At 48.0% G+C, this 26,511-nt stretch carries 21 protein-coding genes and 1 pseudogene; 11 read left to right on the top strand and 11 right to left on the bottom strand.

The features are described 5' to 3' along the window. Positions 1-27: 27 nt before the first annotated feature. Positions 28-279 (bottom strand): hypothetical protein, encoded by a 252-nt coding sequence (locus VIM87_RS10790; RefSeq protein WP_331997003.1) that lies wholly within the window; start codon positions 277-279, stop codon positions 28-30. 176 nt (positions 280-455) lie between these two features. Here VIM87_RS10790 and VIM87_RS10785 point away from each other — a divergent pair, with 176 nt between their 5' ends. Then, the gene (locus VIM87_RS10785) at positions 456-593 is read left to right on the top strand and encodes a hypothetical protein (RefSeq protein ID WP_156093024.1); all 138 of its coding nucleotides are present in this window, start codon (positions 456-458) and stop codon (positions 591-593) included. A 243-nt stretch (positions 594-836) separates the two neighbouring features. On the opposite strand, the gene VIM87_RS10780 is transcribed toward VIM87_RS10785, so the two are convergent. Further along, positions 837-2,540, bottom strand: coding sequence for an FAD-dependent monooxygenase (locus VIM87_RS10780; protein ID WP_331997002.1), 1,704 nt, complete (start codon positions 2,538-2,540; stop codon positions 837-839). Between the two features lie 101 nt (positions 2,541-2,641). Between VIM87_RS10780 and VIM87_RS10775 the strand changes: the two genes are divergently transcribed. The 3 genes from VIM87_RS10775 (at position 2,642) to VIM87_RS10765 (ending at position 7,502) form a co-directional block, all read left to right on the top strand. Further along, entirely contained in the window at positions 2,642-3,619 is a 978-nt protein-coding gene (locus VIM87_RS10775) for an AraC family transcriptional regulator (RefSeq protein WP_331997001.1), read from the top strand. A gap of 347 nt (positions 3,620-3,966) precedes the next feature. After that, positions 3,967-6,741 carry an outer membrane beta-barrel family protein gene (locus VIM87_RS10770; protein WP_331997000.1) on the top strand — a complete coding sequence of 925 codons (2,775 nt, stop codon included), beginning with the start codon at positions 3,967-3,969 and terminating at the stop codon, positions 6,739-6,741. 11 nt (positions 6,742-6,752) lie between these two features. Continuing rightward, positions 6,753-7,502: a GLPGLI family protein gene (locus VIM87_RS10765; RefSeq protein ID WP_331996999.1), complete on the top strand. Its 750-nt coding sequence runs from the start codon at positions 6,753-6,755 to the stop codon at positions 7,500-7,502. A 10-nt stretch (positions 7,503-7,512) separates the two neighbouring features. Here VIM87_RS10765 and VIM87_RS10760 read toward each other — a convergent pair whose 3' ends face one another. From VIM87_RS10760 to VIM87_RS10750, 3 genes are read right to left on the bottom strand one after another with little or no spacing between them, the layout of a single operon-like run. Next, the gene (locus VIM87_RS10760) at positions 7,513-8,763 is read right to left on the bottom strand and encodes a glutamate-5-semialdehyde dehydrogenase (protein ID WP_331996998.1); all 1,251 of its coding nucleotides are present in this window, start codon (positions 8,761-8,763) and stop codon (positions 7,513-7,515) included. Positions 8,764-8,775: 12 nt separating this feature from the next. Next, complete coding sequence (gene proB / locus VIM87_RS10755) at positions 8,776-9,810, bottom strand: glutamate 5-kinase (RefSeq protein WP_331996997.1); 1,035 nt, start codon at positions 9,808-9,810, stop codon at positions 8,776-8,778. Then, positions 9,807-11,861 carry an aceric acid hydrolase gene (locus VIM87_RS10750; RefSeq protein WP_331996996.1) on the bottom strand — a complete coding sequence of 685 codons (2,055 nt, stop codon included), beginning with the start codon at positions 11,859-11,861 and terminating at the stop codon, positions 9,807-9,809. Before VIM87_RS10750 ends, proB begins: the two co-directional genes overlap by 4 nt. 178 nt (positions 11,862-12,039) lie before the next feature. On the opposite strand from VIM87_RS10750, the gene VIM87_RS10745 reads away from it, so the two are divergent. The 6 genes from VIM87_RS10745 to VIM87_RS10720 all read left to right on the top strand — a co-directional run bounded on the left by VIM87_RS10745 (position 12,040) and on the right by VIM87_RS10720 (position 18,793). Next, entirely contained in the window at positions 12,040-14,340 is a 2,301-nt protein-coding gene (locus tag VIM87_RS10745; RefSeq protein ID WP_331996995.1) for a GH92 family glycosyl hydrolase, read from the top strand. Between the two features lie 387 nt (positions 14,341-14,727). Next, the gene (locus VIM87_RS10740; RefSeq protein WP_331996994.1) at positions 14,728-15,255 is read left to right on the top strand and encodes a hypothetical protein; all 528 of its coding nucleotides are present in this window, start codon (positions 14,728-14,730) and stop codon (positions 15,253-15,255) included. A gap of 830 nt (positions 15,256-16,085) precedes the next feature. Next, entirely contained in the window at positions 16,086-16,547 is a 462-nt protein-coding gene (locus tag VIM87_RS10735) for a hypothetical protein (protein ID WP_217601726.1), read from the top strand. Positions 16,548-16,678: 131 nt separating this feature from the next. Beyond that, positions 16,679-17,347: a hypothetical protein gene (locus tag VIM87_RS10730; RefSeq protein WP_331996993.1), complete on the top strand. Its 669-nt coding sequence runs from the start codon at positions 16,679-16,681 to the stop codon at positions 17,345-17,347. Then, the gene (locus tag VIM87_RS10725; RefSeq protein ID WP_217601728.1) at positions 17,314-18,147 is read left to right on the top strand and encodes a sensor histidine kinase; all 834 of its coding nucleotides are present in this window, start codon (positions 17,314-17,316) and stop codon (positions 18,145-18,147) included. The genes VIM87_RS10730 and VIM87_RS10725 overlap by 34 nt, the downstream gene beginning before the upstream one ends. Beyond that, entirely contained in the window at positions 18,119-18,793 is a 675-nt protein-coding gene (locus VIM87_RS10720) for a response regulator transcription factor (protein ID WP_089917547.1), read from the top strand. The genes VIM87_RS10725 and VIM87_RS10720 overlap by 29 nt, the downstream gene beginning before the upstream one ends. Positions 18,794-18,892: 99 nt before the next feature. On the opposite strand, the gene VIM87_RS10715 is transcribed toward VIM87_RS10720, so the two are convergent. Genes VIM87_RS10715 through kduI form a run of 4 tightly spaced genes read right to left on the bottom strand, consistent with a single transcriptional unit; the run spans position 18,893 to position 22,907 of the window. Then, on the bottom strand, positions 18,893-20,113 hold the full coding sequence (locus VIM87_RS10715) for a glucuronyl hydrolase (protein ID WP_331996992.1): 1,221 nt from the start codon (positions 20,111-20,113) through the stop codon (positions 18,893-18,895). A 32-nt stretch (positions 20,114-20,145) separates the two neighbouring features. Next, complete coding sequence (locus tag VIM87_RS10710; protein ID WP_331996991.1) at positions 20,146-21,210, bottom strand: LacI family DNA-binding transcriptional regulator; 1,065 nt, start codon at positions 21,208-21,210, stop codon at positions 20,146-20,148. Positions 21,211-21,261: 51 nt separating this feature from the next. Next, on the bottom strand, positions 21,262-22,026 hold the full coding sequence (locus tag VIM87_RS10705) for an SDR family oxidoreductase (protein ID WP_331996990.1): 765 nt from the start codon (positions 22,024-22,026) through the stop codon (positions 21,262-21,264). A 38-nt stretch (positions 22,027-22,064) separates the two neighbouring features. After that, on the bottom strand, positions 22,065-22,907 hold the full coding sequence (gene kduI / locus VIM87_RS10700; RefSeq protein ID WP_331996989.1) for a 5-dehydro-4-deoxy-D-glucuronate isomerase: 843 nt from the start codon (positions 22,905-22,907) through the stop codon (positions 22,065-22,067). A gap of 200 nt (positions 22,908-23,107) precedes the next feature. Between kduI and VIM87_RS10695 the strand changes: the two genes are divergently transcribed. Next, positions 23,108-24,754 carry an altronate dehydratase family protein gene (locus VIM87_RS10695; RefSeq protein WP_331996988.1) on the top strand — a complete coding sequence of 549 codons (1,647 nt, stop codon included), beginning with the start codon at positions 23,108-23,110 and terminating at the stop codon, positions 24,752-24,754. A 158-nt stretch (positions 24,755-24,912) separates the two neighbouring features. On the opposite strand, the gene VIM87_RS10690 is transcribed toward VIM87_RS10695, so the two are convergent. Both VIM87_RS10690 and VIM87_RS10685 read right to left on the bottom strand, forming a co-directional pair. Continuing rightward, a complete protein-coding gene (locus VIM87_RS10690; protein WP_331996987.1) occupies positions 24,913-26,124 on the bottom strand; it encodes a thioredoxin family protein in 1,212 nt (403 codons plus the stop codon). 202 nt (positions 26,125-26,326) lie between these two features. Continuing rightward, positions 26,327-26,511: pseudogene (locus tag VIM87_RS10685) on the bottom strand (MFS transporter); the annotation flags it as partial.

The raw sequence follows: 26,511 nt of genomic DNA, 5'->3' as shown, positions 1-26,511 counted from the left end.
GTTATTTATTACCCGTCTTATAAAGGCTTATGCATGACTATAAACAGCCGGTTGCCCAAAAGGCGTCATAGCCGCTTGCAAAGCCTGCAGCGGCGCAGCAGGCGCCGTTGCACAACGCCAGGCCACAAAACCATCCGGCCTCACCAGCACCGCACCCGTATCACTGATACCCAATAATTTTTCAATAGCACCTGCTGTAAAAACCAGGCTGCCCTGCGCGCCAATACTATACACCGGTATTTGCATAGTAGCCGCCCGTATCTGGATGGTACCGTCCATGACTTATAATTTCCATGATAATACAAAAATTTGCCCGATAAATATTTTAAAAGTATCTTAGAAAGATAACCCAACCCTATTCAATAACCCGTTTTTACAGACACATATCTTTTCAAGGAGCAGCCGAAAACCTTCTGACAGAGTAGGCAAATTTGTTTAACCAAAAATTCCTTTGTATGAAAAAGAAAACCAAGAAAAAGTTAGACGTAAAAAAACTGAAGATCAGCAGGCTGAGTGAAACAAACCAGGCCAAGCTGAAAGCCGCCACCATTCCACCCAATACCTTCTGGTGCGAAACAGGCCCGGGCTTCTAAATGTAGCTAAGATCTTGGGGCTGACCGAAAAGAATGTAAAATGTAAAAATTTCAAATCATAAATGTAAAAGTAAAATGCACCTATTAGGCTTATGTCCGCGGTATTTACTTTTGCATTTATCTCGTTCATAAAGTCTTTTAAATGGTCTCTATGAACCTCCTTTGTCGGTTTGAAATTTTACATTTATGATTTTATATTCTTTTCGGCCAGCCCCTGTTATTTATTACCCGTCTTATAAAGGCTTATGCATGACTATAAACAGCCGGCTGCCCAAAAGGCATCATAGCCGCTTGCAAAGCCTGCAGCGGCGCAGCAGGTACCGTTGCACAACGCCAGGCCACAAAACCATCCGGCCTCACCAGCACCGCACCCGTATCACTGATACCTAATAATTTTTCAATAGCACCTGCTGTAAAAACCAGGCTGCCCTGCGCGCCAATACTGTACACCGGTATTTGCATAGTAGCCGCAGCCTGCTGCCAGCCTGTATTATCCATGCCTGTAAACAATACAAAATCTTTTCCCAACAGGTCCAGCGTAGAGATCTGCTTTCCTTTATACAATACCCAAAGGTGCGGCATACGCGTGCCCGGTGTGCCATCCAGCGCACGGGCCGGCTGAAATTCCTGCGTGGGCAATGCATTATCCAGCACGGCAGCAGAGGTATATTTAAAAGCCGGCAATCCCAGCAAACCCGCTACATACCGCATGGTCAGGCGATGACTGCTTTGCTGCCAGCCTAAGAACGAAGCTATTTTTGCACCTGTTACCGTGGTAACAACACTCAGTAGGTTCAGGAAATTCTTCTTCAACAAACCATCTTCATCCGACCAGTTGCCGCTTAGTACAGCATAATGCAAGCCTACCGGCTGCCGCTCCGCACTGTAGGTTTGCAACAGCGCAGGCGCGGCAACTCCCTTTAATACAGCAGCCAGCTTCCAGGCCAGGTTATGCGCATCCTGTATGCCGGTATTAGCGCCTTTACCACCATAGGGCGGCATTACATGTGCCGCATCGCCAGCCAGGAAAATACGCCCGTGCTGCATATTAAGCACCACCTTTACCGTAGGCTGCCAGGGTAAAATGCTGATGATGCGGACAGGCAGCCCCGGCATCCCCAGCACATCCTGCAAAATTGCAATTACCTTTTCCGTGCTGAGATCAGCGGCCTGCTCCACTGCCGGATCATAATGCAGATGGAACACCCAGCGGTTGCTGTTATTAATAGTGGTCAGCAAGCCTTTGCGTGTAGGCGTTTTTATGATCACAATGCTGAAACGCTTATCCTGTACAGCAGCTTCCAGGTCGGCCTCAAAATAAATGTTCAGCAGGTTTGCAATAGCGCCCCTGCCGCAAACCGGCGCCTGCAAAGCTTCGCGCACAGGGCTTTTGGCGCCGTCGGCAGCTATCATGTAAGCAGCGCGTACATTTTGTGTTTCATTTGTTTCCCGGTTGCGGATCAGGGCTGTTACCCCATCTGCATCCTGCGTAAAAGAAACCAGCTCCGTATAAAAAGCCAGCGCTGCGCCCCGTTCCTGTGCAGCTGCCAGCAATACTGGTTCTGAAAGGTCCTGTGTGCAGCGGGCGCCTTCCTCCGGGCTTAATGCCATGATCTTATCTACCCCCAGCACTTTGCCAGGCGTTTTATTCCCGGGTTTTATTTTTTTTAATGCCGCTGCAAGACTGCTGTTCTTATAAATGCCCCAGCTATGTGCCAGGGCCTTCCCTGCATCGCGGATGGCCTCACTGAGCTGCAGCTCCCGGTACAGCTCCATAGTGCGTATATCAAAACCCCTGGCCCGGGGGTGAATGGAAGTGCCTTTATGCCGCTCAATTAAAAAGGGTGTAATGCCCTGCTGTAAAAGGAATAATGCGGCAGATAAACCTACCACGCCACCGCCCACAATTAAAACAGGTACCTGCCGGGTGTTTGTTGTTACGTTCATTGCTGATGGATTATGTTACCGCAAAATTGCACTAGCCGCTGACCGGCAAAGGGCACCAACGGGATTTTTTTGTACCTTAAGCGGAGTAATCTGACTGGATCATGTCACAGCAGGAACAACATCCTGATTTCCCGGGTTTTGATGAGATAACTAATTTGCCGGAAAGTGAAACGCCTTACATTTTCTCCGTTTCCCTGCCGCAGGTGGATGGGCATTTCCGTCTTCTGAAAATGGGCGCCATAGCCCTTTCCGACGGCTGGATGCAGCTGAAGGACAAACACCTGGAATATGTGGCCATGAAACATTTTAATGAGCTGCCCCTGATAGAAATGAACTTTTCACTGGAAGGCTGCATCCGCCAGAAGCTGGGATTCCTGAAAGAGGATGTGATCTTCACAAAGGGTTACCACAATATAATGTACAACCGCGGGGAATGGGAGCATAACCAGTTCATGAACGGCGGCATTCACAACACCTTTACCATTAATATTCATGCGGACCGTTTCCTGGAGCTGTTCTCGGCCTACTCCTCCCCCATGGACCGGCTGGCGGAAAACGTGCTGAAACAGCAGCCTTTCCTGCTGCAGCAGCCAACCCTGCCTTATACCCCGCAGATGTTGTCCATTATTAATTCGCTGTGGAGCTGTACTTTAACCGGCGGTTTAAAACAGCTGTTCCTGGATTCAAAAATGATGGAGCTGTTGCTGCTGCAGTTTGAGCTTTTCACGCAACCAGCGCCTGGGAAAAATACAGGCCCGGACAGGAACGAGCTGGAAAAGCTGCACCTGGCGCGGGAAATACTGCTCCGGGATATCCAGCACCCGCCCACCCTGGCCCAGCTGGCGCGCCAATGCGGGCTCAATGAATTTAAGCTGAAGAAGGGGTTCAAAGCAGCCTTTAATAACACGGTGTTCGGGTACTTTGCCGCCACCCGCCTGGAACAGGCCAGGCAGCTCATTTTGCATACCTCTGATACCATCTCTGAAATAGCCTACAAAACCGGTTTCAGCCACCCGCAGCACTTCCAGCGGGCCTTTAAAAAGCACTTCGGCATCCCGCCCGGGCAGCTCCGTAAATAGCAGCAGACTTTTCCATTACAATAATCCGGGATAAGTACAACAGAATCCGTTAAATAGCCATTCTTTTCCATTCATTTTCGTTGCACCTTTGCTTGTAATAAACAGTAAATAACGATTCACTTATATACAGTGTAACAGTTGTAGGTTTAGGTACAGGCCGGAGTATTCTTATTCCGGTTTTTTTATTTTTTATAAGCCCCATTTCTCGTTCATCACAGTTATAAACCGGTTCATCCCTTTTAACAAATTTTTTACCGCGCCCCTGGATTAACCATAAAATATTTTATTATTCTTTGTGGAAATAACTATTGTCAGCATCTCAATAAGTTTAACTGTCAACTCCCTTCATGAAAAAATATTTACTGATTGTTTTCCTCATAGCGCCCTGCCTGTGTTTTGCCCAGCAGCCTGCTGTTAAGGGCAGTGTATTGGATACGCTCAATCATCAGCAGCTCTCCAATACCGTGATCGCCGTTTTACAGGCAAAAGATTCCATTCTGCAAACCTTTACCCGCAGCGATGCAGGCGGTAAATTTTCCATACCCAGGCTGCCACCCGGTAAATACCTGCTGCTGGCCACTACACCGGGATATGCCGATTATGTAGAGCCGTTCACGTTAGCCGACAGCACCTCCACCACGAATGTTAATATTATACTCTCGCTCAAAAGCCGCTTGCTGAAAGAGGTGCTGGTGAACCAGGCCATAGCGGCCATTAAGTTAAAGGGAGATACGACCGAATATAATGCGGATAGCTTTAAAATGCAGCCCAATGCAACGGTAGAAGACCTGCTGAAAAAGCTGCCGGGCATCCAGGTGGATAAGAATGGGCAGATCACCGCCCAGGGTGAAAAAGTGCAGAAGGTGCTGGTAGACGGTGAAGAATTTTTTGGAGATGACCCGACCCTGGCTACCCAGAACCTGCGGGCCGATATGGTTGACAAGGTGCAGGTGTTTGATAAAAAAAGCGATCAGGCAGCCTTTACGGGAATAGATGACGGGCAAAAAACAAAAACGCTGAACCTGAAGCTGAAAGAGGATAAGAAGAACGGTTACTTTGGCAAAGCCAGTACCGGCGCAGGCACGGATGGCTTTCACGACAGCCAGCTGATGCTGAACTTCTTTAAAAAGAAACGCAAGATCTCCGGTTACGGTATTGTTTCCAACACCGGTAAAACAGGGCTTAACTGGGATGAAAGGGATAATTACGGGCAAAGCATGGCTGGAAATTTCAGCTACGATGAAAATACAGATTCGTATATGGGCAACTTTCAGTCGGACGACCTGGAAGGCTGGGACGGGCGCTATGAAGGGCAGGGCTTTCCGCTGGTGCAAACCGGGGGACTGCATTATAATGATAAGTGGAATGAGGATAAGCAGTCCATTAACGGCAACTACAAGATCCTGAACCTGCATGTAGACGGTTACAGCAATACCAGCTCCCAATACCTGCTGCCGGATACCTTTTACTATACCAATTCCAGCGAACGTTTTGCCAACACCATATTACGGCAACGGGCCAACGGCATTTATGACCTGCAGATAGACTCTACCTCCTCTATCCGCGTTACTGCAGACGGAGGCCTGGATCATAAGACCACCAAAAGCGCCCGCACCATGCAGTCCATAGCACAGGACAGCGCGCTGGTGAACCAGAATGAACGCAACATAGCCACCACCGGCGATATACGTACCATAAACAGCAATATCCTATGGCGCAAAAAGCTCCGTAAAAAAGGCCGCACCCTTTCCCTGAATATACAGGAAAGGTATACGCAGAACAATTCCGACGGTTACCTGGATGCGGTTACGGAATTTTATAAGAACGGCAGCATAGATTCTTCACAGGTTATAGACCAGTATAAAACCAACCGGAACGAGAATATTACGTTCGATACCAGGCTTACCTATTCAGAGCCTTTATCAAGATCCAGCTCCATTATATTGAATTACGGTATAGTGGTGAACAACAGCAGCTCCAACCGCAACTCCTTTAACCAGGATGCCAGCGGCAAGTACGGCGAGCTGGATTCCTTATACAGCAACGATTATAAGTTCAATATATTCACCCATCGCGGCGGCGCCAACTATAACCTCATAAAAAAGAAAGTACGGTTCAATGCAGGCCTCAGCGCAGGTCTTACCAACTTTGACCAGCAGGATATGCATACCGGCCTTACCCGCCAACGCGATTTTGTGAACTGGTTTCCGCAGGCCTCTTTCAGCTACATGTTCAATACCCAGCGCAGGCTGTCCATTAACTATAACGGCAGCACTAACCAGCCCAATATTGATCAGCTGCAGCCCTTACGCACCAACGAAGATCCGTTGAACATCAGCATTGGCAACCCGGACCTGAAACCGCAGTTCTCCAACAACATCCGGATGTACTTCAATGACTACAAGATCCTTACGGAACGCGGCATCTGGATCAGCGGCTCCTATAACTTTACCTATAATGCCATTACCAGCAAAACCGTTATCGATGCCAGTGGCAAAAGAACCAACCAGGCCGTGAATGTGGACGGTAACCGCAATGCTAACCTGTACATGAGTTATAACTTTAAGCTGAAAAAGCTTGATATGCGCACCGGCTTCAATGGCAACGTAAACTACAGCCGTTATGTGAACTATATTAACGAAGCGCTGAACACTACCAACAGCGGCAATTACCAGCTGGGTACTTACCTGAACAAGTCCAAAGAAAAGGTATATGATATCCGCTTGGAAGCATCAGCCACTTATACCAACAGTAAATCATCCGTACAGCAAGCTGTAAAAACAAACTACTGGACCTTCAGCATAAATCCCAACGTAGACCTGTTCTTCCCCTGGAAGCTGCAGCTGCACACGGATTGCAATATCAACCTGCGGCAGAAGACGGCTGCTTTTGACAACAATAACAACGTAGTATTATGGAACGCCTGGATAGGTAAAAAATTCATGAAGAACGATGCGCTGCTGATCAAAGCAGAAGTGAACGACCTGCTGAAAGAGAATATAGGCTTTAACCGGCAGGTGAACAGCAACTTTATTTCCCAGCAGAACTACGGCACCATTAGCCGTTATGTATTCTTATCCATTAACTGGAACTTTAATAAAACCGGCGCAGGCGCTAAATAAAACTTACCATCATGAAACAATTACTCCTGTATATCCTGTTAGGCTGCGCTGTAAACGCCACGGCACAAAATCCCGTTTATCTTACCCAGGGCCGTATTGAGTTTGAGAAAAAAGTAAACCAGCACGCCCGCCTGGAAGCGCTGTTTAAAAATCAGAATGATGATGGCTGGAAAGACATAGAAAAAAAGCGCCTGCCCCAGTTCACCACTTTTTACTTTGACCTGGTTTTTAATGGCAATACCACCTTATACGCGCCGGGCCGGGAAAACCCGGATAATATACGCCTGCGGCCGGAACCGGGCAATGATAATATGATCTATGACGAGCTGGATAAAAAGGAAAGCACGGCCAGGAAAACCGTATTTGAGCAGGTGTTCCTGGTGAAAGACAGCACCCGCAGGATCCGCTGGAAAATAACCGACGAAAAGCGCAATATTGCCGGTTTCGACTGCCGCCGCGCTAATGCGGTGATCATGGATTCCATATACGTGGTAGCTTTCTATACGGATGCTATTGTTACCCCCGGCGGCCCGGAATCCTTTACCGGCCTGCCCGGCATGATCCTGGGCGTAGCCCTGCCCTATGAACATATAACCTGGTTTGCCACTAAAGTGCTGGCAGAAGATATTACACCTGCAAAATTAAAAGCACCCACAAAAGGCAAGCCTGTAGATAACAAAAAGCTGCTGGAAACCATTACCAGCAGTATGAAAGACTGGGGTCACTATGGTAAGATCTATACGCTGATCATGATGCTATAAGGCAGAGTGCTTAGTTGCGCACCTGCCCGTTGCCATATACAAACCATTTTTCCGTTACCAGCTTTTCCAGCGCAAAAGGCCCGCGGGCATGCAGCTTCTGGGTTGAGATGCCTATCTCCGCCCCCAAGCCGAACACGCCGCCGTCTGTAAACCGCGTAGAGGCGTTCACGTATACTGCAGCAGCATCTACCTCATTCATAAACCGTTCACTAATGGCTGCATCTGCTGATATAATCGCTTCGGAATGTTTGGAGGAATAATGGCGGATGTGTGACAGGGCTTCATCTGCACCCTCCACCACTTTTACGGAACATTTAAAGTCCAGGAACTCACGGCCAAAATCTTCCGGGGTGGCATGCTGTAAATAAGGGTAACCGGCTTTTTCCAGGATGGGATAGGCCGTTTCATCTGCAAAGATCTCCACATTATATGCCTGTAGGGAAGGCGCCAGCAATGGCAGGAAATCCGCTGCCACTGCACGGTCTACCAGCACCGTATCCAGAGAGTTACAAACAGAAGGCCGCGTTACCTTGGCATTGGTTACAATAATGCCGGCCTGCTGCAGATCAGCGGTACGCTCCACATAAGTATGGCATACACCGGCCCCGGTTTCAATTACCGGCACCCGGGCATTGTCACGCACAAAGTTGATGAGCTGCTGGGAGCCGCGGGGAATAATAATATCAACATACTTTACAGCGGTCAGCAGCTCCATAACCAGGTTACGGTCTGCAGGCAGCAGCTGCACAGTTGCTTTAGGAAGTTTAAATTCCGCCAGCACATCCTGTATAAGCGCTACCAGGCAGGTATTGGTATAAAAAGCATCTGTACCGCCGCGCAGCACACATACGTTGCCGGAGCGGATGCACAGCGCAGCCACATCTACCGTTACATTGGGCCTTGATTCATAGATCACGCCTACTACGCCTAAAGGCGCCGTACGTTTTTGCACCAGCAGTCCATTGTCCAGCCTTTTCTCTGAAAGCAGCTGGTTAGAAGGGTCGGGGAGTTTAGCTATATCCGTAAGGCTTTCTGCTAATTGCCGGATGCGTGTTTCGTTCAGTAACAGCCGGTCCTTTTTAGGATCTGTGTCCGGCATACGTTCCAGGTCCTGCCGGTTGGCGCTTACAATTTCGTGTATATGTTCCTGTAAGTATACCCCCAGCCGCCGCAGCAGCTGCTGCTTTTGCTGGTCAGGAAAGGTTTTAATTGCACTGGTGGCTTGCTGCGCCTGTTCCAGTAAAGGGATGATGGACTCCATGAAATGATTTTTTTACAACAACACAATATCATCAGCGTGCGCAATTTCTACATTCTGCGCTTTTTTATTACCGGCCAGCACATCGGACGATACTTTTGCACGGGCTACCGCAATTGCTTCATGCTGCTCATTTACAATTTCTATTACTTCGCCGCGGGTAAATTTCTCCAGGATGGCCTTTACGCCTACTGCCAGCAGGCTATGTCTTTTTTCCAGGGCTTTTTGCGCACCGGCATCTACCTGCAGGCGGCCGGTTACCAGGCTGCCGCTGGCCAGCCATTTTTTACGTGCCGGCATGCTGCACTCCTGCGGCAAACATAAGGTACCGGTAGTACCTGCCAGCGCATTTATAATACCATCGGTAGTATGAATACCAAAAATAACCACGCGTATACCCATGCGGGTGGCCAGGCGGGCAAAGGTAAGCTTGGATACCATGCCGCCCAGGCCCAGGCTGGATTTGCGGGTATCGGCCAGCGCAAAAATAGCTTCATCTATAAGCTCGATCTGTGGTACTACCTTGCCTTCCTTATCCAGCACACCGCCCACAGAAGTGCTGAACAGCAAACCGGAAGCGCCAAAACCTACTGCTATCAGCGTGGCCAGTTCGTCGTTATCGGAGAACTTTAGCTCCAGGTCGCTCACCACATCATTTTCATTGGCTACGGGAATAATGTTGTTGGCCCACAGCTCTTCATAGGTTTTTTTCAGCTGCAGGAACTGGCTGCGGTTGCTGAAATGCCGCCGCTCGCACAGGCTTTGTGCAATAGCAATATTATAAGGCTGAAAATACTGCGCGTATTTATTTAACAGTAAAGGGTTGCCGATAGCTGCGGCAGCTTTGCGTTCACTAATGGTGCCGCTGTATTGCGGCAGGTATTTTTTACCGGCAGCTACCGCCCCGGATGATACCAGCACCATATTATACTCCGCATGCAGGGTAGCTACCTGCCTTGCAACTGCGGCTACTATTGATTCGTCCAGCTCTCCGTTCTGATGGGTAATTGACGCCGTTCCAAACTTGATCACTAAAATAGGCTTGCTCACTGAGATTGAATTTGGCCCCCAAAATATTGAAAATATTTTGGAACCCATACCGCCATATCGGAATGCCCGCGGTTACCCCAGGCGTAATAAGGGATAAAGGTTACTTTCAGCGGTTTGGTATCATTCACGGCTGCTTCCCGGTACAGCGTGTTTTGCCAGCCGGTATCACTGCGCAGGCGCACGGTACCGGTTAAGCCCATCATATTATTATGGTCTATTTGCATAGGCATGGGCTGCAGCGCAGCTTTATCCGGCATTACAACATCAAACAGGTTAGCGCCTTTGGGCAGGCCGGCCCCCTCCAGGCAATACACAATGGGGCCGCGTTTTACCGCTACCTGGTTACGGGTTTCTTCTACCAGCGGGTTGCTTTCCATTAAAGTTACCGGCATGGGTAATTGCAGGGTGATCACATCACCCGCTTTCCAGCTGCGGTGCAGCGCTGCATATTGGCCGGGTGCAGCGGTAACACCGGCCGGTTTGCCATTTACCAGCAGGGTGGCCTGGTGGCTCCAGCCGGGTATGCGCAGGAAAACAGTGAATGCTTCCGGGCCGGCCGCCTGCACGGTGAGCTTAACATTCCCATCCCAGGGATAATTGGTAACCTGTGCCAGCTGCAGGGCAGCGCCGTTCTTCAAATGCGTATGCAGCTGGTTGCTGCCATATAAATGTACCCACACGCCTTTATCTGAAATGCCATACGCGTAATTGGCGGTTTCCGCAATGGTGCGCACCACATTGGGCGGGCAGCAGTTGGAAAGGCTGATGTAGGGTATACGCCCACCTGCCCAGCGCAGGGTGTAAGGGTATTTGTCAGATACGCTTAAAGGATTGGTGTAACAAAAACGATCGCCGTCCAGGCTAATGCCGGATAGCACGCTATTATATAACGCCAGCTCCAGGATATCCGCATACCGGGCATCGCCGGTAATTTGCAGCATGCGCCAGTTCCACAGCATATTGCCAATGTTAGCGCAGGTTTCATTATGCGCTGTCATATTAGGCAGCTGGTAATCGCGGCCATAAGCCTGGTGTGTTTTCTGAATTTCCACGGGATTGTAGGAAACACCGTAGGGCGAAACGCCATCGTACAAAGCCCCGCAGGCGCCGGTGATGTACATTTTGCGGTACACCACATCCTGCCATATTTTGTTTAAACAGGTCAGCAGGGAATCATCGCCGGTTTCCGCATACACATCCGCCACACCGGCATATAAATAATTGGCGCGTACGGCATGGCCCATGGCGTTGGTTTGCCGGCGAAAGGGTACCCGGTCCTGGTTATCATCCGTACCACCCTCCACATAACCTCTTATATTGATCAGGTTTTTAGCCAGCTGTAAATACCTGGGATCTTTTGTAGTGCGGTATAGCTCTATCACGCCCATGTAATGGGACGGGCAGATGGCATTGCGCGCCAGCTCCGGCGATGCCTTTTTATAAAAGCGGTCCAGGTAATCTGCTGCTTTGATGGCAACATCCAGCAGGGTTCTTTTTCCGGTAGCACGGTAGTGCACACAGGCGGCCGTCATCAGGTGACCCATATTATAGGTTTCAAAATTCAGCTTGTCCTCAAATTCCTTTACACCGCCTTTCGTGTGGCGCTCAGCTATCATTACAGGCGTGTGAATATAACCGTCGGCCCGCTGTGAGGCTGCAATTACAGGGATCACGCTATCCATCAGCGCATCCAGCTGTTTATCTTTAGTAGCTGCATATAAGCTGGCTACGGCTTCCAGCAGCTTATAAAAATCACCATCGTGAAAGGGAGGCCCTGTGTGTGAACCGGTATCCAAACCAGCTGCTATCCTGAAATTTTCATAGGAGTGGCTTATTTGCGGATCGGTATAGGTTTTCCATAAATGAGGCACCATGGCTGTTTTACAGATGGCAAAACGCTCTGCCCAAAAACCGCTGGTCCATTGTACAGCGCCCATATCAACACTGCTTAAAACAGCGAACCGGCTGTTGCCGGTATTTACAAGCGCCTGCTGCTGGGCATTTACGAAGGTTGGCAGCGCCATCATCACCAAAAATAAAAAGCGGTTCATAAGTGGAAAGTGTTTACTGTTCAGCAAGATAATAAATATCTGCACTATACTACACTATACTACTTTTACAGATGGGTGCTGCATTTGCGGGCTACCCTTACAGCAAATAAATTTCGCGGAGCGCTAAAACGTTTTATCTTTATCACTACTTATTAAAAATAATATTGCCATATAAACAATGAAGAAAAGCTTATTCTATTTGCTCTGTTTAGCCCAGCTGCCGCTGTTTGCTCAAACAGGCGCCAACCTGACCCGTTATGTAAAACCCATCATCGGCACACAAAAGATGGGACATACATACCCCGGCGCTACCGTGCCCTTTGGCATGGTGCAGCTTAGCCCGGAAACAGATACCCTTCCCTACGAGATGAATGGTAAGTACAACCCGGATGTATATAAGTACTGCGCCGGTTACCAGTATGATGATAAGACCATTACCGGTTTTAGTCATACACATTTCAGCGGCACCGGCCACTCTGACCTGGGCGATTTCCTGATCATGCCCACCACCGGCGCTTTACAGCTGAACCCTGGTACTGCCACCAACCCGGAAAGCGGTTACCGCTCCACCTTCTCCCACCAGTCGGAAGTGGCGGAACCTGGTTATTACAAAGTAAAGCTGGATGAATATAACATCCTGGCAGAGCTTACCGCCAGCAACCGCGTAGGCTTTCATCAATACACCTTTCCTAAAACAGACCAGGCGCATATTGTCCTGGACCTGATGGCCGGCATTTATAACTATGAGAATAAGAACGTATGGACATTTGTACGTGTAGAGAACGATACGCTTATTACCGGCTACCGCCAAACCAATGGCTGGGGGCGCACCCGCTTCGTATACTTTGCCATGAGCTTCTCGAAACCATTTTACCGCTATGGGCAAAAGAACTATGCGCATGATGTGTACCGCGGCTTCTGGGGCAAGTTTGACCAGGCGCATAATTTCCCGGAAATGGCCGGCAAGCAGGTAAGGGCCTACTTTGATTTTAAAACCACCGAAGGGGAAAAGATCAAGATCAAGTTTGCGCTGTCGCCGGTAAGCACAGAAGGCGCGCTGCAAAACCTGCGTACAGAAATACCCCACTGGGACTTTGATAAAGTAAAAGCAGATGCGCAGGCACTGTGGGAAAAAGAGCTGGAGAAGATCAATATTAAGCTGGCATCTGACGACGATATGGTGAGCTTTTACACCGCTATGTACCACGCCTTTTTAAGCCCTACTACTTTTATGGATGTAGACGGCGCTTACCGCGGCCTGGACCAGAACAACCATATGGCCAAAGGCTTTACCAACTACACTACTTTTTCCCTGTGGGATACCTACCGCGCGCTGCACCCGCTGTTTAACGTGATACAGCCCAAACGGAATGCCGACATGGTACAATCCATGCTGGCGCACTACGACCAAAGCGTGCATAAAATGCTGCCGGTGTGGTCGCATTACGCTAATGAAAACTGGTGTATGACGGGCTACCATAGTGTATCCGTAATTGCAGATGCTGTAATTAAAGGCAATGCCCCCTTTGATGCCAATCATGCGCTGGAAGCCTGCGTAAATACCGCACGTTACAAGCTGTATGACGGGCTGGAATATTATATGCAAATGGGTTATGTGCCGGAAGATAAAAATTCATCATCCGTATCAAAGACCTTAGAGTATGCGTATGACGACTGGTGTATTGCGCAAATGGCTAAGAAGCTGGGCCGGAACGACCTGTATGAGGAGTTCATTAAACGTTCCGCTAACTTTAAAAATGTGTATGATGCCGGCACAGGCTTTATGCGGCCTAAGATGAGCGATGGCCAGTTCCGCAAGGATTTTGATGCCTTAACTACCATTAACCAGGGCTTTATTGAAGGCAATGCCTGGAACTACAGTCTGTATGTGCCCCAGTATCCTAAGGAGATGATAGCCCTGATGGGCGGTGAAAGCAAATTTATTCCCCACCTGGATTCCCTGTTCACCATGCATTTGCCGGATGCTTTTTTTGCAGAAACGGAAGACATTAGCCGCGATGGCATTATTGGCAACTATGTGCATGGCAATGAGCCCTCCCACCACGTAGCCTACCTGTATAACTGGACTAAGCAGCCCTGGAAAACACAGGAGCGGGTGCGCATGATCCTGAAAAAAATGTATCATGTGGGTCCCGATGGTTTAGGCGGGAACGATGACTGCGGGCAAATGAGTGCCTGGTACATTTTCACTACCCTGGGCTTTTACCCGGTATGTCCCGGATCTGACCAGTATGCGCTGGGCAGCCCTGCCATGGAGCAGGCAACCCTGCAGCTGGAAAACGGGAAAACTTTTACCATTGCAGCTAAAGATCAAAGCGAGAAGAATGTATATGTGCAAAAGGTAGTGTTGAACGGGCGTGCGCTTACGCAGCCTTTCATTAGCCATGCGGATATCATGAACGGCGGGGAGCTCACTTTTTACATGGGCGCCAAACCGGCTAAAAAGAATTACCAGTAAGCCTCCGGAGGTATAGATCACGGTCCGGGACTAACCAAAAAGTAATGAAAGCGTGGAGATCGTATAAACACGGTTTTGCGCACCTGCCGGAAGGCCGCATTCCTTTTCGTTAGCCCGGACCTTTTTTTTCCGGAATGGCGGCAGCTGCCCCACTGCAGCTTCAAACCATTGCACGCTCGTTTGAAGCATCCACAAACTGTTGAGTACTCATATCAAAATATGAGTATTTTAATCCCTGGAAGAACCGGTTTCACTCCATCCAAAAACACGACCCGCTACCTGCCAACTGCCCACTTTCTGCTGCTAACTTTTTCCTCCCTCCGGGCCCAACGGGAAAATACCTGCATAAGTTGATTAAATTTATATCCGGAATCCCCAAATGGTTCCATGGCGTATATGCAGGTACCTCCCACAGAACAGGATTTTATCTTCAACATGCAGGGCATTGGCGGCATACAGCTGGGTAAAATGCCCAAACACGTACGCGGTCTTATACCCCTGAAGGACTACCGGCACCGGCAGCGCTTTATGGTATTGCCGGACATTAGCCGGTTCTACGTATTTAATGGCTCCCTGAAGGCCCGCCTGCGCCACCCCCAATCCACTATTGATATCCGTTACCTGCTGGCCGGCACCAATGAGCAGGGCTTTATAAACAGCCTGTTTGTGTACCCCATGCCGCCGGGCGGCCATATAGCAGAGCGTTTAAGCCAGGTGTATGGTGAGCCGCGGATCGGTTTGGGTAACCTGGGCGGCCAGGTAGTGAACTCCAACCATTTTTGGGTAACGGAGGGCGAAACGGAGATCTCTTATGTAGGGCCGGAGCCCAGCATGCGGGAAATGGGCATTATTGTGTTCCGTTTCTTTTACGATTCGGAGGCGCTGCACCAATTCACCCTTGCCTTAAAACGTTGATAATCAAAAAAAGCTTATGACCACCTATCCGATATGAAACCTGTTAAAAAAAGAAAAGGCCTGCTAAACAACAGGCCAATTATGGTACTTTGGGGGGGACAATACAATTGGGTTTTCACAAGAGTACAAAAATTTCAGGGGTAGTTACAATGTTGATGAAAGGTTGCAGTTGTGTTTCAATTGCAAGTTCAAATTATCAAAATGAATCCAATTAAAACGCGTGAAGAGGTTCCTGACCCAACTTTACAAGTGTTAAAATGGCTATCTTAGTAGCATAAACAGGCCAGAAAGGGCAAGTACACGTGAACCCGCAAACCTTTAACCAGCCGTACTTAGCCGATATTTACAACGACCAGAACTAACGGGAACGAACATAGATTTACGGGCAAACTGTGGTGAAAAATCCGGTAATAAACTAACCTTAAAATGTACATATACGAAAGGGGTAACTGCGTAAATCACGGTATAACTACCCCCGTATTTTAACGGACTTTGCGCTGTGCATTTATATATAAGGGGGTATAAAGGGGGGAGCTGGGGCCGGAATCCCTCTGAATTTAATGACTGTAGAATCATGGAAAAAAGACACCGATAAATAACGGTATATACATACCGTTATTCACGCAGTTTTATCTGGATGTTTCTTCATATTTTTTACCGGAAAAGACGGTTTTTATATTACAAAAAAATCAATACGACATGATTATAGTTACATTATGGATTTAAGTAATTTATTATCTAATGAAAATAAGTAATTTATAAATAACATTATATCAGATTTGAGATAGCTTTATAAAGTTATTTGATCATTAAACCTAAAACTTCCGATTATGTCCTCTACTAAACAAATCAATAAAGTGGGCAAATTCGTGGATGCTCGTCATGTAAATGAACTCCGTGAGAATTACCGTGCCGAAAGATGGATTGAGAATTCAAAGCATCTTGGTAAACCCGACTCATTAAGTGTTTGGTACAGCCTGGATGAATTAAAGCAGTACCTGGACACAGCTGCTGCTGCCGGAGCTGATGGCGTACGGGTTTACTTCGGAGCTTATCCTTCCACATATCCCGAAAATATTTTGCATGCAGGCCGCCAAACCGTGGTGTTTGTAGCCACACAGCAAAAATTGAGCGAGACGGGTAAAACCGAAAACAAAGACCTGTATGTTTCCACACCGAAAGGCCCTGAGGTGGTAGCATTTAACTTCGGCAGCCTGTGCCCTCCAACCTGCCCTGGTGGCGGCGGAACAACGAAAGACCTGCCCACCTTTATTGTAGCAAAAGAATCTTAAGGTTTAACAACCTTCTTAACCTGTTTACTACTGCCAGACAAATGATTGTCTGGCAGTTTTTTATAGCACCCCACGCTAATTCATCTGACTTTCCTAATTTGATGCCGTATTTAATAATTTCTATGCACCCAATGAATCTGCTAGATTTCATCTCCGAAATTCCTGTTTATATTATTTTCATCTTTCTATGTCTGGTGCTCAGCCTGGTATCGCTGGCTAAAAAAAATCCGCCTGCTTACCTTGCGCTGTTCACCTGTTACCTTTTTTTAACCCTTGTCATTGAATGTGTAGGCTGGTCCTACAAAAGAGCGAACAGCAACAACCTTACCATGTATAACCTCTATGGGGTGGTACATTTAACCTATGCCATTTACCTGTTAAGCTCCTTTTTACACCCGGGAAGGGCCAAACAGGTTTTTACCTGGATCATGCTGTTTTACCCCGCCTTTGCCTTGCTGAACATCTATTTTATACAGGGACCGCGCCATTTCGGGACTTATAGTTATATTGTAGGAGCGGTAATCGTGGTTGTCTGTTCCATCAATTATTTTTACCAGCGCATTAAATTTCCCGGCCGGGATAACCTCCTGCGGGATCCTTCCTTCTGGATTGCTACGGGGTTACTGTTTTTTAATGCGATCACGGTACCCTACCTGGGGATCGTAAATTTTTTGGCCAATATACCACAGTACGCATATAAGACCTTTTCAAATATCAACGCCGTATTGAGTATTATTCTTTATTCCTTGTTTTGTATATCATCCGTATGCAGTCTGAACTTCCGGAAGTTGCCATCGTAATCATCACAACTATTATCCTGTTACTTTTCCTGGTGGGGTTTATTGTTATTATGCTGATCCTGAATCAGAAGAGCCGCCTTACCCAGGTACAGGAGCTGCGTTTGATGGAAGAAAAGTATGAGCAGGAGCTGTTAAGGACCCAGCTGGAAATACAGGAAAATATTTTCGGCAACCTTTCCCAGGAGATCCATGACAACATAGGGCAATCCCTCACCTTTGTGAGCCTTTCCCTGCTAACTGTACCGGTAGAAAACGGTAGCGAGGCGCATCTTTATATAGAAGAAAGCCGGAAAATGCTGCAAAAAGCCATTGCTGAACTGCGGGACCTTTCCAAAGGTTTACAAACAGAACGTATCATAGATATAGGCCTGGTAAAGTCTATAGAATTTGAGCTGCAAAGGCTGGAAAGAACAAATTTGTACAAAACTTCTTTTAATTTTACAGATGTTCAGAACCTGATGGACTCCCAGACAGAAACCATCCTGTTCAGGACTGTACAGGAAATGCTGAACAATATTGTAAAGCATGCCCGGGCCAGTGAACTCGAAATACACTTAACCCATGAAAACGATACTATTAACCTGGAAATAAGGGATAATGGTATAGGATTTGACCCCGGCACCCTGTTGGAAAAAGAACACTCAAAAGGCCTGGGATTGCGGAACATCCGCAAAAGAGCCGCCCTCATCGGCGGTACCTGTAACATCAATAGTATAAAAAATGGCGGAACAACCATACGCATAACCATACCCGTAAACAAACAACCTTTCCATGAGCACAACGAAGAAAGCCAAATATAGTGTAGCAATTGCCGACGACCATGTGCTGGTTCGTAAGGCGCTGGGCAGGCTTATTAACACCTTTAACGATTACTTCATGCTGTTTGAAGCCAGCGGTGGAGAAGAAGTAATTAAGATCATTAACAGCCGTGAGATACAGTTACCGGATATTCTGATACTGGACGTGAACATGCCGGGCATGAACGGATATGAAACCGCCACCTGGATCAATAATCATTTTCCGCAGATCAAAGTGCTGGCGCTGTCCATGCTCAATGATGAATCCGTGATCATTAAAATGCTGAAATCAGGCGCTAAAGGTTACATCATGAAAAATGTGGAGCCGGACGATCTGAAGGATGCTTTTGACTCCATCATCAAAAAAGATTTTTACCTGCCGGATTATATTTCCGGTAAAGTGATCTCCGGCCTGCAGAAAGATGTACTGTCCGTAAGTGAAAAAATAGACCTTACACCCAAAGAAAAATACTTCCTGCAGCTGCTGTGCACAGAGCTTTCCTATAAAGAGATTGCGCAGAAAATGTATGTAAGCCCCCGTACTATAGACGATTATAAAAGCAGCCTGTGCGAAAAGCTGAAAGTGAAGACCCGCGTAGGACTTGTTATATTTGGAATTAAATACGGCCTGATAGATATCACGAATTAATTCAATGTGCAAATATGCAGATATGCAAATGTGCAGATGAGAAGAGCGATTTGATCATCACCATTCATTTGCACATTTGCATATTTGCACATCTGCACATTATTTACCCCATTGCTTGTACCGCAGCAGCGCTTCTACAAAATAATAGTCTGCATAGGAAAGCGGCACATCTACTTCAGATTTGTGCGGGAGGGAACCCACACTATGCATTAATATAAAATCATTATTCTCACCTTCTTTAGCCAGGTAGTCCGGGCCGCTTAAGCTGGTAAGCATTTTTTCTGCTGCATTCCAGTAACGGGCAGCGTCCTTACCGGTCGTATAACGGCTCAGCTCCAGTAAAGCAGATGCTGCTACAGCGCCGGCAGATGCATCACGGGGTGCATCCGGTATGCCGGGTGCGTTATAGTCCCAGTAAGGGATCATATCTTCCGGCAGGTTAGGATTGTTTAGTATGAAATCAGCAATATGTTTGGCCTGATCCAGGTAGGCTTTGTCTTTGGTTTCCCGGTACATCATGGTATAGCCGTATAAACCCCAGGCTTGTCCGCGCGACCAGGCAGAGCTATCGGCCGCACCCTGGTGGGTTTTCTTTTGCAGCACCGCACCGGTAGCGCCATCATAATCTATTACGTGGTAAGAGCTGTAATCCGGCCGGAAATGATTTTTGATAGTCGTGTTGGCATGCGTTTTAGCGATCTTCGCAAAAGAGCCGTCACCGCTGGTGCGGCTGGCCCAGGTAAGCAGCTCCAGGTTCATCATGTTATCAATGATCACCGGGAAGGTGAATGCGCCATGATCCCATGATTTAATACAGCCTACGGTTGGATTAAAACGAGTGGATAAAGACCTGGCGCTGGTTAGCAGCACCTCTTTATACGCAGGATCTTTAAATAAGCGGTAAGCATTGCCAAAGCTGCAATACATCATAAAGCCCAGGTCGTGCGTGCCTTTGTTATTCTTTTCATTCTCAATAAGGGCCAGCCGTTTCAAGGCTTCTGTTTTCAGGGAAGCATCTTTTTTGTATTCATACAGGTATAATAAAGTACCCGGGTAAAAACCACTGCACCACCAGCGCGAGTTGGAGGTCATTAAGCTGCCATCCTTGTTGGTGGAACGGGGCAGCAGGCTATCCGGCAGGTGCTGCGCCATCAGCTTATACTGTTTCACCGCCAGGTCCAGCGCCTGGTTGGCCTGCTTTACCAGCGCCGGTTTTGCTTTCTGTGTTTGCGCCTGCACAGGTGCCAGGGCGGTCAGTGCTGCCAGCAATACGGTGCCGGTGAACAGCTTAAAGGTTTGTTTGCCTGAATACATGTTCATTTCGTGGTCTTTTGTCGGTTTAGTTGCAAGGGCTATTTCCTGGGAGGTTTCTTTGCAGCTGCTTTCACTACATTTTTCCCTGCAGAAGATGCCCGCTCAATTAATCGGATGGGTATAATTTCCGGCGATTGCTTTTGCGGCGCCGGGGGTGCCTTTAATAATTCTATTAATGCTGCTGATACCCGCTCTCCCATCATTTCCGGCGACTGGTCTATGGAAGTAATGGAAGGCGTGCTGATCTCACTGCGCGGATCATTGGAGTAACCAATGATCTTCAGGTCTTCCGGTACCCGCAGGTTAATACCCCGGCAATATTCCAGGATGGTAAGGGCGGTGGTATCATTGGCCGCGAAGATGCCGTCCGGGTAAGGCTTTTGCGCAAAGATCTGCTTACAGGCCTTTAAGGCATTTTCCCGCGTAAGCTCCTGGTAGAACATACGCGTTTTTTTAAACGGCAGCTTGTATTGCTGCAGCGCTTTTTTATGACCGGCTACCCTTTCAATATACAGGCTGCAGCTCAGCGGGCCGGAAATGTGCACAATATCCTTACAGCCTTTCTGGATCAGGTGTTCCGTGGCAGTAAAGCCACCCAGGAAATCATCGCCCTTGATCACTTTTGCATTTTTTTCCAGGGGCACGCGGTCAAAGAATACCAGGGGAATATGCTGCTCCTTAAAAATATCGAAGTGCGAAAAATCGCTGGTATATAAGGTGGTGGATACCGCCAAACCATCTACCCTGGCTGAATACAGCGTATTTACCAATGCCACTTCCTGCTCATAGGAATCATTTGACTGGCAAATGATCAGGTTATAGCCATGCTCCTGCAATTTGTTTTGCATGATGGTGGTAATGGTGGCCGGGAAGAACATGGAAATGCGCGGTATGATCAACCCGATGGTTTTACTCTTATTATTCCGCAATCCGGCAGCCAGCGCGTTGGGGCGGTACCCCAGCTTACGCGCCATTTTCTTTACCTTATCTTTCGTACGGGCGCTGATGTTAGGATTATCATGCAATGCGCGCGACACCGTGGATACAGAGAGGTTCAGCTCTGCTGCTATGTCAACGATGGTTTTTTCTGATCGTTTACTCATGTATTGTAATTAGCTGCGTGGAATTTATGAAATAAGTCGCTAATTACCTATCTAACGCCCCATCCAGCCGCCATCTACCGTTAAAATGGTGCCATGCACATAGTCCGATGCAGCGGAGGCCAGGAATACTGTGGGGCCTTTAAAATCCTCCGGCTGGCCCCAGCGCCCGGCTGGTATACGGTCCAGGATGGAGGCGCTCCGTTTTTCATCTGCCCGCAGGGCGGAGGTATTATCTGTAGCAATATAACCCGGCGCTATAGCATTTACATTCACTCCCTTACCGGCCCATTCATTGGCAAATGCTTTCACCAGCGATCCTACAGCGCCCTTGCTGGCAGCGTATCCCGGCACATTAATACCTCCCTGGAAGGTAAGCAGGGAAGCGGTAAAGATCACCTTTCCCTTACCCCTGGCCAGCATCCCCTGCCCTATCTCACGGGTAAGGATAAACTGTGCGTTTAAGTTGGTATTGATCACCGTATCCCAATACTCATCCGGGTGCTCTGCTGCCGGTTTACGCATAATGGTACCGGCGTTGTTCACTAATATATCTATAGCAGGTACGTCTTTTTTTACCTGCTCAATAAACGCATATAATGCTTTACGGTCTGCAAAGTCGCACTGGTAGGCTTTAAACGTGCGCCCCAGGGCAGTAACCGCCTTTTCAACATCACTCCCGCTTTTTTCCAGCGAGGCAGAAACGCCTATAATGTTAGCCCCGGCTTCTGCCAGCGCTACCGCCATCGCCATGCCAATGCCTCTTTTACAACCGGTCACCAATGCCGTTTTCCCCTTAAGGTCAAATAGATCCAGCATCTTGTTAGTATGTTTTTGTGTTAATATAATTGCGGTACTTAACGCAGCTCTGTGATGGGACAACCATCCATATCGCCATAGTCCAGGTTTTCACCGGCCATCCCCCATATAAACGTATAATTGCTGGTGCCTGCGCCTGCATGAATGCTCCAGGGGGGAGAAATAACCGCCTGCTCATTCTGCATCCAGATATGCCGGGTTTCCTGCGGCTGCCCCCAGAAGTGGCTTACCGATTGCCCCTGCGGCACTTCAAAATAAAAATATACCTCCATCCTGCGGTCGTGCGTATGCGCGGGCATGGTGTTCCATACACTGCCGGGCTTTAGCTCCGTCATACCCATTTGCAGCTGGCAGGTGGGCAGCACGCTGTTCACGATCAGCTTATTAATAGTGCGGTGGTTAGCGGTTTCCAGCGCGCCCAGGGTTACTATCTCCGCTTCCTTTTTGGTGATGCGGCGGGTAGGGTAATTGGTATGGGCAGGTGTGGAGTTCAGGTAAAACTTAGCGGGTTTGCCGGGCTCTTTGCTGCTAAAGATCAGCTCCTGCTTACCCTGGCCAATGTATAAGGCTTCTTTGAAATCGATGTCAAATGCTTCTCCGTCCACTTTCACGGTACCGGCGCCCCCTACGTTAATGATGCCCAGCTCCCGGCGCTCCAGGAAATAGGTTGCCTTCAGCTGGTCTACCGGCTCAAGCTGTACGGCTTTGCTTACCGGCATAATACCCCCGGTAATAAAACGGTCGTAGTGGCTGTATACCAAACGTACATCATCGGCTGCAAACAGCTGTTCTATCAGAAGCGCCTCCCGGGTTTGCGCTGTGGTCCAGGTTTTTACCTCCTGCGGGCTGTTTGCATACCTTGTTTCTGCCTTAATACTCATGCTTTTGATTTTGAAATATATGGGAAAGATAAAGCGAATTCACGAATCTTGCAAACGTTTGCATAGATTCAGGCACCAGTTTGTTGGTTTATTAGTTTCTTTGCACGCTGGACTATGCACCTTTATAAGGTGTCAAAATCTTATTAAGGATTAACATTTTAGTATTAAAATCGAAAACACATATTCGTTACTTTAGTATTATGAACACGTATTTGCAAATACACCCGGATGATAACGTATTGGTGGCGTTACAGGATCTTCCGACAGGCACTCATATTCAATTCAATGGCACTTCACTGGAACTGGTTAAAGACGTTCCTGCCAAGCATAAATTCACCCTTACCGATCTGCAGCCCGATGCTCCCGTTGTGATGTACGGCGTACTGGTGGGCAAAGCTAATTCCCTCATCCGCCAGGGAGAGGTGATCACTACCAGCAACATCCGCCATGATACTACGGCATTTCATGAAAAAGACGGCTCCATTCAATGGCAGGCGCCGGATGTAAGCAAATGGAAAACCCGCACCTTTATGGGCTACCCCCGTAAAGACGGGCAGGTGGGCACCCGCAACTACTGGCTGGTAATACCCATGGTATTTTGTGAGAACCGGAATGTGGGCGTAATTAAAACTGCATTTGAAAAAGGGCTGGGCTTTGCCCCGCCTGAGCTGTATAATGAGCAGGTAAGCGACCTGGTAGGCCTGTATAAAAGCGGCAACCTGGAAGGTATTAAGAACTACCAGCCGGTTTCAGTAACAGAAACGGTTACACGTAGCTCAGTATTCCCGAATATAGATGGTATTAAGTTCCTGATCCATGAAGGCGGCTGTGGCGGTACCCGGCAGGATGCTGAAGCCCTCTGCGCTTTACTGGCCGGCTATATTCACCACTCCAATGTGGCAGGCGCAACCATCCTGAGCCTGGGCTGCCAGCACGCACAGGTATCCATTTTACAGACCGCGCTGAAAAAGCTGAATCCTTCTGAGGACAAGCCGGTGCTGGTGTTTGAGCAGCAGAAAAGCGGCTCTGAATTCAACATGCTTTCCACTGCTATTAAAGAAACTTTCCTGGCTTTGGTTGAAGCCAATAAAATAGAAAGAAAGCCCGCTCCTTTATCCAAGCTGGTAATAGGTTTGGAATGCGGTGGCTCCGACGGGTTCTCCGGCATCTCCGCCAACCCAGCAGTAGGCCATACTTCCGACCTGCTGGTGGCATTGGGCGGTACTTCCATCCTGTCTGAGTTTCCGGAGCTGTGCGGGGTTGAGCAGGAGCTGATCAACCGTTGTAACAGCGAAGCTGCTTCCGAAAAATTCATCCGCATTATGCGGGCGTATGAAAGCCAGGCCGAATCTGTAGGTTCCGGCTTTTACCAGAACCCTTCCCCCGGTAATATTAAAGATGGTTTGATCACCGATGCGATCAAGTCGGCCGGTGCTGCTAAAAAAGGCGGCACTTCCCCGGTGGTGGATGTGCTGGATTATACGGAGTATGCTACCAAACCCGGCTTAAACCTGCTGTGCACACCGGGTAATGATGTGGAATCCACCTCCGCAGAAGTAGGCTCCGGCGCCAATGTGGTATTATTCACTACCGGCTTAGGCACGCCTACCGGCAATCCCATTTCACCGGTTATCAAGCTTTCCACCAATACCCGCCTGGCACAACGGATGCCGGATATTATTGACATTAATACCGGCCCTATTATCAGTGGCGAAAAAACCATTGCAGCCATGGGCGAAGAAATACTGGAATTTGTAATTAAAACCGCCAGTGGCGAGGTTATTACCAAGGCTGAGCAGCTGCACCAGGATGATTTTATTCCATGGAAACGGGGCGTGAGCTTATAATTGATTAGATCTTACCACGGGGCTAAAAAGAATGTAAAATGTAAAATTTCAAATCCTAAATGTAAAAGTGGAATGCCGCGAACATAAGTCTGTAGCCGATCCTACTTTTACATTTAGAATTTTTACATTCTTTTTAGCCCCATAAGGCAGCCAGTCCTTTACTTCCAGGTAGGCTCTCCATTTTTCATTTTCTCCAGTGTAGCGCTCAGCTCTTTATCTCCATTCGATAGCTTCACCGCTTTTTCTTCCATGGCGATTGCTTCGTTCTTCTTACCCAGCTTATACAGGATGTTGGCATAAGTATCCATGTACATCGGTTCTTCTTTATCTTTAATGGATCGCTTGCTCCATTCCAGGGCCTCTGTTACGCAGGTCATATCCTGGCAGTTCTCAAACACAGCCCATGCAAATTCGTTCAGCATTGCAGGCGATGCGTTGCTGCCAAATTGTTTCATATAAGCCATCACATTGGTCTGGAACATAGGCCAGTCTTTTTTCACCATGCTGTACCGCACTTTGCCCATGGTTACTACCTCCGTTGCATATTGCGGGTATTTTTCCTGCACCTGCTTTTCGATGGATGCCCAGTCCACTGCATTCCCCCGCAGCTTTGCATACACCTCTTCATTTGTAATAATGTCTTTTACCCTGGCAGTGGCTTTACCAGCGCCTAAAACGGCATCTACCGCTTTGCTTTGTTTCATAAAAATGGTAAAACCGGTGTCTTTGCTGCTGTGGGTAAAGTTGTCCATGAAGCGGATGTTATCGGCCGTCAACAGGTTCTTTTGTGTAGCAAGATATTCACGGGAAATTTTGGCGGCGTTGGGGCCATCATCCGCATCCATGGCAGCTATGGCCATTGCGTGCAGGTCTTCGGGTTTATTATTGCCTTTATTGTATTTATCCAGCTGTGTATAATATTGCGTAGCAGGGTTCAGCGCCTTTTCAGACCTGGCAATAAACTCTGCTGCCGTCTCGGTGCTTCCCACGGTACGGTGCACAATCTTTCCATCCGGTGAAAAGTACAGGAAGGTGGGGTAGCTCCGGATCTTATACTCTTTTTCTATCATTACCGCATCGTCATACCAGCTTTTAACATGTTCATTGTCATCCGGAGTTTTGTCCAGCTGCACTTTTACATTAATAAAATTGCTGTTGAAGAACCGGCCCATTGTTTCCTGCGGAAATATCTGTGCCGTCATGTATTTACAGGGACCGCACCAGGTGGTATAACAGTCCACAAAAATATACTTGTGCTCGGCCTTCGCTTTAGCCAGCACCTGCTGCCAGGTAAGCTCTTTTTCAAAATGCACTCCCTGCGCAAAGGCCAGCGCAGGCAGCAATGCCAACAGGCATAATAGTTTTTTCATGGTTAGTCTTTTTAATGATGGGTTGATGGGTTTTAATGATCTGACAATTAAGATAAGTTAAATATCCATGCCGTGTGTGCCGCCGGTAAAATTGTCCCGGAGTGATGTTATTCCCACAAAAAAAAATCCCGGCCAGCTGGCCAGGACTTCCTTTTACTTGTTCAATTATTTTCTTTAATTATTAATTATTCATTCTTCATTATTAATTATCCTTCAGCTCCACCTGCTCCATTTTCGGTGCAAAAAAGTGCATGATCACCCAGGCCAGCAGGTAAGCAAATCCGCAGATGATGAACAGGATGTTATACCCGATATTCACATCGCCCAGCGCTTTGTAATGGTCCAGCATGGAGCCTACCAGCAGGGGAAACAGCATACCGCCAATAG

Source organism: Chitinophaga sp., assembly GCF_036569125.1.
Classification (GTDB): Bacteria; Bacteroidota; Bacteroidia; order Chitinophagales; family Chitinophagaceae; genus Chitinophaga.
The sequence above is the reverse complement of the archived record's forward strand: the minus strand, read 5'-3'. Positions and strand labels throughout refer to the sequence as shown.

Excerpts from the sequence above, each read along its gene's own strand:
- VIM87_RS10710 (WP_331996991.1), bottom strand. The coding sequence starts at position 21,210 with ATGAGTAAACGATCAGAAAAAACCATCGTTGACATAGCAGCAGAGCTG.
- VIM87_RS10720 (WP_089917547.1), top strand. The coding sequence starts at position 18,119 with ATGAGCACAACGAAGAAAGCCAAATATAGTGTAGCAATTGCCGACGAC.
- VIM87_RS10715 (WP_331996992.1), bottom strand. The coding sequence starts at position 20,113 with ATGAACATGTATTCAGGCAAACAAACCTTTAAGCTGTTCACCGGCACC.
- VIM87_RS10780 (WP_331997002.1), bottom strand. The coding sequence starts at position 2,540 with ATGAACGTAACAACAAACACCCGGCAGGTACCTGTTTTAATTGTGGGC.
- VIM87_RS10725 (WP_217601728.1), top strand. The coding sequence starts at position 17,314 with ATGCAGTCTGAACTTCCGGAAGTTGCCATCGTAATCATCACAACTATT.
- VIM87_RS10690 (WP_331996987.1), bottom strand. The coding sequence starts at position 26,124 with ATGAAAAAACTATTATGCCTGTTGGCATTGCTGCCTGCGCTGGCCTTT.
- VIM87_RS10750 (WP_331996996.1), bottom strand. The coding sequence starts at position 11,861 with ATGAACCGCTTTTTATTTTTGGTGATGATGGCGCTGCCAACCTTCGTA.
- kduI (WP_331996989.1), bottom strand. The coding sequence starts at position 22,907 with ATGAGTATTAAGGCAGAAACAAGGTATGCAAACAGCCCGCAGGAGGTA.
- VIM87_RS10775 (WP_331997001.1), top strand. The coding sequence starts at position 2,642 with ATGTCACAGCAGGAACAACATCCTGATTTCCCGGGTTTTGATGAGATA.
- VIM87_RS10760 (WP_331996998.1), bottom strand. The coding sequence starts at position 8,763 with ATGGAGTCCATCATCCCTTTACTGGAACAGGCGCAGCAAGCCACCAGT.
- VIM87_RS10705 (WP_331996990.1), bottom strand. The coding sequence starts at position 22,026 with ATGCTGGATCTATTTGACCTTAAGGGGAAAACGGCATTGGTGACCGGT.
- VIM87_RS10790 (WP_331997003.1), bottom strand. The coding sequence starts at position 279 with ATGGACGGTACCATCCAGATACGGGCGGCTACTATGCAAATACCGGTG.
- VIM87_RS10695 (WP_331996988.1), top strand. The coding sequence starts at position 23,108 with ATGAACACGTATTTGCAAATACACCCGGATGATAACGTATTGGTGGCG.
- VIM87_RS10770 (WP_331997000.1), top strand. The coding sequence starts at position 3,967 with ATGAAAAAATATTTACTGATTGTTTTCCTCATAGCGCCCTGCCTGTGT.
- VIM87_RS10735 (WP_217601726.1), top strand. The coding sequence starts at position 16,086 with ATGTCCTCTACTAAACAAATCAATAAAGTGGGCAAATTCGTGGATGCT.
- VIM87_RS10745 (WP_331996995.1), top strand. The coding sequence starts at position 12,040 with ATGAAGAAAAGCTTATTCTATTTGCTCTGTTTAGCCCAGCTGCCGCTG.
- VIM87_RS10730 (WP_331996993.1), top strand. The coding sequence starts at position 16,679 with ATGAATCTGCTAGATTTCATCTCCGAAATTCCTGTTTATATTATTTTC.
- VIM87_RS10785 (WP_156093024.1), top strand. The coding sequence starts at position 456 with ATGAAAAAGAAAACCAAGAAAAAGTTAGACGTAAAAAAACTGAAGATC.
- VIM87_RS10740 (WP_331996994.1), top strand. The coding sequence starts at position 14,728 with ATGGCGTATATGCAGGTACCTCCCACAGAACAGGATTTTATCTTCAAC.
- VIM87_RS10765 (WP_331996999.1), top strand. The coding sequence starts at position 6,753 with ATGAAACAATTACTCCTGTATATCCTGTTAGGCTGCGCTGTAAACGCC.